Source organism: Acinetobacter sp. TUM15064 (assembly GCF_008980265.1).
Lineage (GTDB): Bacteria > Pseudomonadota > Gammaproteobacteria > Pseudomonadales > Moraxellaceae > Acinetobacter.
Genome location: NZ_BKFU01000022.1, coordinates 43,840 through 49,846, shown reverse-complemented (window position 1 = coordinate 49,846; position 6,007 = coordinate 43,840). Strand labels below are relative to the sequence as shown.

Below are 6,007 nucleotides of genomic sequence, written 5' to 3'. Positions count from 1 at the left end.
TTTAGCAGAGTTAGGTATTCCACAAGACCATATTTCTATTTTAATTCGTGAGTCTAACTTAGAGAATTGGGGGATAAGAGGTGGTCAAGCCGCATCTGATGTTAATTTAGGATTTGATGTGAATATTTAAAATATCAAACTGGAATTAAAAAGCCCCCAACATCCTGTCGGGGGCTTTTTAAATTCTTTCAAACGGTATAACTCCTGTCCTACCGATCAGCATCCTGCTATATATTTTATTATTTTTGTTTTTAATTGAGACTTCCTGTCTCTGTATGATTTAACTATAGCGTCGATACTGTTTATTGAAAAGCCGACAAATACTCAAGTTACTGTAAGCAATCGCGTACATAAGAATCTCATCTTTATGCGCTGACATATTTAATCAGTTTATCAATTGCTGCTTTTAGATTTTTCTCATCAAAAGGATTCGGTTCAAAATCTTCGGTTTTATTGCGTGAAAAAATATCCCGAATTTCAATCACGGCATTGGTATCGACTAGGCCGAGTTGAGTACCGACTTGGCGAATTTGGTCGATGGAGCGTGAGCCGTTGGTGCCACCATAACTAATATAAGCTGCAGGTTTGCCTTGCCACTCTTTGCCTAAATAGTCCAATGCATTTTTGAGGGCTGGACTATAGCCGTGATTATATTCAGGACTAATAAAAATAAAGGCATCGCCTTGGACAATGTGATCGGCCCATGCTTGTTGTTTAGGTTGATCATAAATGCCCGTCATTGGGGGATTTGCACCTGCAAAAATTGGCAAATCCCACTCTTTTAAGTCGACCAATTCGAGTTGGACCGTATTGAGCCCAAGTTGTTCAAAGCCTTTTTGCACCCATCGCGCAACTTTAATGGCAGTACGCCCTTCGCGGACACTGCCAATAATGACTTGAATTTTCATGCAAAATCCTTGGAAAATAAATGTGATCACGTTACGGTAGTATGAAATTTAAGCTTTGCATAGATTGAATATGTATCTGATGGATAAATGTTTGAGGCATTAAAAAAGCCCCCGAAGGAGCTTTGAATGACACACAGACGGTCGATCTGTGGCTTTACATAATTTTGATGCCTTGTTGTCCGGCAGGGGTCACTTTGAAGATTTCAACTTCAAAGGTAATATCTTTACCTGCCAATGGATGATTAAAATCTACTTCGGTGATGTCATCACCTACAGTTTTAACTACACCATAAAGACTTTGTTTGGCTTTGTCTTCAAACTCAATCATGTGACCTTCGATTGGTCGCTGTTCAAATTTAACCGTATCAAACTTTTGTACATTCTCAGGGTTCCAAGGACCAAAAGCATCTTCTGGTGGTAGGCTTACGGTACGGCGGTCACCAGCTCGTAAACCAAACAGCGCCTTTTCAAAACCGGGCAGTAGGCTGCCATCACCCATCACGAGACTCACAGGTTCTTCACGGCTACGCGTATTGTCAATTTCCACGCCATTTTCAATGGAAACAGAAAAATGTAACTCAACTTTTGAGCCTTCGCTTACGCGAGTTTCTTCATTGGGATTAATAAAATCAGTCATTTTTTACTTCGGCACGCTGGATACGATTTTTTTCGAGAAAAAAGGTATCGATCAACAAAAGGATAGTTCCAAGCGTAATTGAGCTGTCAGCAATATTAAACGCAGGGAAGTGGCTGTTTTGATAGTACACATGAATGAAATCAACCACATAGCCTAAGCTAATACGGTCGATTAAATTGCCTATAGCACCACCTAGAATAAGCGCAATTGCAATGGGCAGCACTTTCACGGTTTTTGGCATACGCATCAGCCAGAACAGGAAAATGACAGACACAATACCAGCAAGAGAGGTAAAAAAATAGCGTTGCCACCCACCAGCATCGGACAAGAAACTAAAGGCTGCGCCATAGTTATGCAATAAGGTCCAATTTAAAAAGGGCAGAACTGGTACTGGATCTGCATAATTCAGATGGGTACTGGCAATCCATTTGGTCCATTGATCTAAGACAATGGCTAGAATAGCCAAGCCTACCCACACTAAATTGTGTGGATAGAATTGGAATAAGCCCTTTTTCTGTTGAGGGTTAGGCATATTTTCTCTCTTCGCCTTGGCCTGTAGGAAGGTTGATAATACAACGTCCACATAAACCTGGATGTGTAACATGTGTATTCACATCTGGTAGAACATGCCAGCAACGTACACATTTTTCACCATCAGCAGCTGAGACTTTAACATTCAGACCTGCCAAATCAGAAGCTTCGCCTTGAGTTGCATCGAATGTATTCACAAGTACTTGCGATGTGATCAGGACAAAGCGAAGTTCATCATCTAGGCGGTCAAGTACATCTTTGAGTTCGGCATCTGCCCACAGTTCAACTTTGGCAGAGAGATTTGAACCCACGATTTTCGCGGTACGTGCAGTTTCGATGAACTTGTTCACTGCAGACTTCACTGCAATGAGGGTTTGCCAATCGGCTTCAGACAACAGGTTTGCTTTTGAAGCCACAGGAATCTCATACCATTCCGCAGTGAACACATATTTCTCAGTTTGTTCTGGAATCAGTGGCCATGCCTCTTGAGCGGTAAAGCTTAAGATTGGTGACATCCAACGCACAAAGGCTTGTACCAAATGATACAACGCAGTCTGAGCCGAACGACGCGCTTGCGAATCTGCTTTAGTGGTGTACTGACGGTCTTTGATGATGTCTAGATAGAAACCACCCAAGTCGTTGATACAGAAGTTGGTCAGCGCATTGGTCACGATATGAAAGTTCATATCTTCATAGGCTTGCTGAATGGTTTTCTGTACATCTGCTGCACGTTGCAAGATGTATTGATCAAGTGCGATCAATTGATCTACAGGCAGTGCATCGGTCGATGGTTTGAAACCATTGAGGTTCGCCAACAAGAAGCGCAAAGTATTACGAATACGACGGTAGCCATCTGATGCACGGTTAAAGATTTCTTTACCTGCAGTCATTTCATAACGGTAATCGGCCGATGCAATCCAGAAACGCAAGCCGTCTGCACCCATGTCTTTAATGATGTCTTGTGGGGTGATGATGTTGCCTAAAGATTTTGACATCTTACGGCCTTTTTCATCCACCACGAAGCCATGAGTTAGCAAGCCTTTATACGGCGCACGTTGATTGATAGCGACAGAGGTTAATAATGAAGACTGGAACCAACCACGATGTTGGTCTGAGCCTTCAAGGTATAAATCGGCTGGATCGGTGAGTTCTTCGCGTTCACGCAGTACCGCATAGTGGGTTGTGCCTGAGTCAAACCACACGTCTAAAGTGTCACGTACACAGTTATACTGTTCCGCTTCATCCCCAATAAAATCTTTCGCTTCACGGTTATACCAAGCATCAATTCCTTCTTGTTCGATTAGTTTAGCAACTTCTTCGATCAATTCCGCTGTGCGCGGATGGAGCTCATTGGTGTCTTTATGCACGAAGAATGGGATTGGTACACCCCAAGTACGTTGACGCGAAATACACCAGTCTGGACGACCTTCGATCATAGCTTGAATACGGTTTTTGCCCCAATCTGGCACGAAGCTGATTTCATTTTCAATCGCATTTAAAGCATTTTGACGTAAGCCTTGCGCATCCATGCTGATAAACCACTGCGGGGTCGCACGGAAAATAATTGGAGTTTTATGGCGCCAGCAATGCGGATAGCTATGTTTGATCGGTTGATGCGCCCACAAGCGACCGACTGCACCCAACGCTTCAATGATTTTTGGATTGGCTTTGTAGATGTGCTCACCAGCAAAAACGGGTGACGTTGGTAAATATACACCATTGCCACCGACTGGGTTTTCAACTTTTAAGTTGTACAGTAAACCGACTTTATAGTCGTCCACACCATGACCTGGCGCAGTATGAACCGCACCTGTACCGCTGGTTGCAATCACGTGTTCACCTAAAATCACAGGCACTTGACGGTCTGTAATCAAAGGATGTTGTAATAATAAGTTTTCGATAGCCGAACCCGTGAAATCAGCTAAAACGATAGGGTTTTCAAGCTTATAACGCTCAACTGCTGATGCAACTAGGTCTTTGGCCAAAATAAAGTTTTGTGTCCCGCGATCAGTTGTGACTTGAACCAATTGATAGTCAATTTCTGCATGTACAGCAACCGCTTGGTTCGCAGGTAAAGTCCACGGTGTGGTGGTCCAAATCACGATATCGGTTGGGTCTTGAACATCCACCCCTAAGCGTGCGCTTAAATCTTTTAAGTCGACAACTGTGAAACCAACATCAATTGCATCTGATTTTTTATCTTCATATTCGACTTCTGCTTCAGCTAAAGCTGAACCACAGTCGAGACACCAGTTTACTGGTTTGAGACCTGGTTCGATATGACCTGCTTTCGCAATCGCGCCGACAGAGCGCACAATGTCTGCTTCCTGTTTGAAGTTCATGGTCAGATAAGGATTGTCCCAATCCCCAAACACACCCATGCGCACGAAGTCTTTCTTTTGTAATTCGACTTGGGTGTAAGCATATTCGCGGCAGGCTTTACGGAAAGTCGAAGCATCCACTTTTACACCGACTTTCCCGACTTTTTCTTCAACTTTGAGTTCAATCGGTAGACCGTGACAGTCCCAACCTGGAACATAAGGTGCATCAAAGCCATCGAGCACGCGACTTTTAATGATGACGTCTTTGAGGACTTTGTTTACCGCATGACCCAAGTGGATTTGACCATTTGCATACGGAGGGCCGTCATGTAGGACATATTTTTTCTTGCCAATACGCGACGCACGAATCTGCTGATAAATGTTGTCGGCATACCACTCTTCTAACCATTTTGCTTCACGCACCGCAAGATTTGCTTTCATGGCAAAATCGGTACCTGGGAGGTTAAGTGTGGCTTTATAATCCACTGCATTTTCAGTAGTTTGCTTGTCGCTCATGCAAGTTTTCTTCCAATTTAATCAGCTTTTAGACTGACGCGTTTTACATAAAATTGATTGGGTATTTAAAAGGGAAATGTTGGGGTGTTTTGACGAAACTCAAGCAGTTTCACCACATCATCATCAATTCCTGCTTTTAGTGCTTCCAGCGAAGGGTAATTCTTTTCACCATGTAAATAGTTTAAGAAGGTGACCCGCATTAATAAGCCATACAGATTAGCAGAAACATCAGGGAAATGTACTTCTAATCGCCATTCAGGATGATCTTGCTGAATGGCTGGCCGTGTTCCAACATGACCTGCGCCAAAAAGGGCAGAAGGTTCATATCCAGCAATGCCCAACCGTTCAGGCTGGTCTGCTTTGACTTTGTCGCGTAGAGATGTGGTTTCACAAATCACATCGACACCATAAATGCCGTTTAAACAAGGTTTGTGACGGTTTAAACGCACATTAATGGTTGGAAAATCTAGGGTTCGACCAATTTGGTCGCCATACTGCACTCGACCTGTAATGCTATAAGGTCGGCCTAATAATTGTGCTGCGAGTGCCAAATCCCCTGCTGCAAGAGTTTGGCGAATCCGGGTTGAACTGACGCGTTCACCTTCTGCGAGGACGGTTTCAAGATTATGCACTTGAAAACCATAATTTTTAAGAAATTCACTATTGCCTTGGCGATTTTTACCAAAGTGGAAATCATCGCCTAAAACCAAACTTTGGGCATTGAGTTTATCTTTTAAAATATCGGCAAATGCTTCGGCACTTAAACTCCGGAAGCTATTGTCAAATTTAGCAACTGCAATATAGTCCACACCTAGCTCAGTTAAATATTCGACTTTTTCACGTAAGGATGAAATCCTCGGTGGAGCATCATAAGCTTTAAAAAATTCAAGTGGTTGAGGTTCAAAAATCATCACCACTGTTTTTAGGTTGTGTTGTTTTGCAACGGCTTTGAGCTGATGAATCATGGCTTGATGACCCAAATGCACCCCGTCAAAATTACCGATGGTGACAACGGTTTTTTCTAATTCAGAGTGTGAGGGCAAAGCATGTAGACGGAGCAGCTTCATGGGCAAATCAAGTGCTTAGAATAAATA

At 43.1% G+C, this 6,007-nt stretch carries 5 protein-coding genes and 1 pseudogene; 1 reads left to right on the top strand and 5 read right to left on the bottom strand.

Features of this window, described 5'->3' with window-relative positions; all coding sequences use genetic code 11:
• Positions 1–130: pseudogene (locus tag GBI16_RS18920) on the top strand (tautomerase family protein); the annotation flags it as partial.
• A 235-nt stretch (positions 131–365) separates the two neighbouring features.
• Here GBI16_RS18920 and GBI16_RS08850 read toward each other — a convergent pair.
• The 5 genes from GBI16_RS08850 to ribF form a co-directional block, all read right to left on the bottom strand.
• Entirely contained in the window at positions 366–908 is a 543-nt protein-coding gene (locus GBI16_RS08850) for an NADPH-dependent FMN reductase (protein WP_086210743.1), read from the bottom strand.
• A gap of 154 nt (positions 909–1,062) precedes the next feature.
• Positions 1,063–1,545, bottom strand: coding sequence for a peptidylprolyl isomerase (locus tag GBI16_RS08845; protein WP_086210742.1), 483 nt, complete (start codon positions 1,543–1,545; stop codon positions 1,063–1,065).
• Complete coding sequence (gene lspA, locus GBI16_RS08840) at positions 1,538–2,077, bottom strand: signal peptidase II (protein ID WP_110974405.1); 540 nt, start codon at positions 2,075–2,077, stop codon at positions 1,538–1,540. The genes GBI16_RS08845 and lspA overlap by 8 nt, the downstream gene beginning before the upstream one ends.
• Positions 2,070–4,913 (bottom strand): isoleucine--tRNA ligase, encoded by a 2,844-nt coding sequence (ileS, locus tag GBI16_RS08835; RefSeq protein WP_119064531.1) that lies wholly within the window; start codon positions 4,911–4,913, stop codon positions 2,070–2,072. Before ileS ends, lspA begins: the two co-directional genes overlap by 8 nt.
• A 65-nt stretch (positions 4,914–4,978) precedes the next feature.
• The gene (gene ribF / locus GBI16_RS08830) at positions 4,979–5,980 is read right to left on the bottom strand and encodes a bifunctional riboflavin kinase/FAD synthetase (protein WP_110974407.1); all 1,002 of its coding nucleotides are present in this window, start codon (positions 5,978–5,980) and stop codon (positions 4,979–4,981) included.
• Between the last annotated feature and the right edge of the window lie 27 nt (positions 5,981–6,007).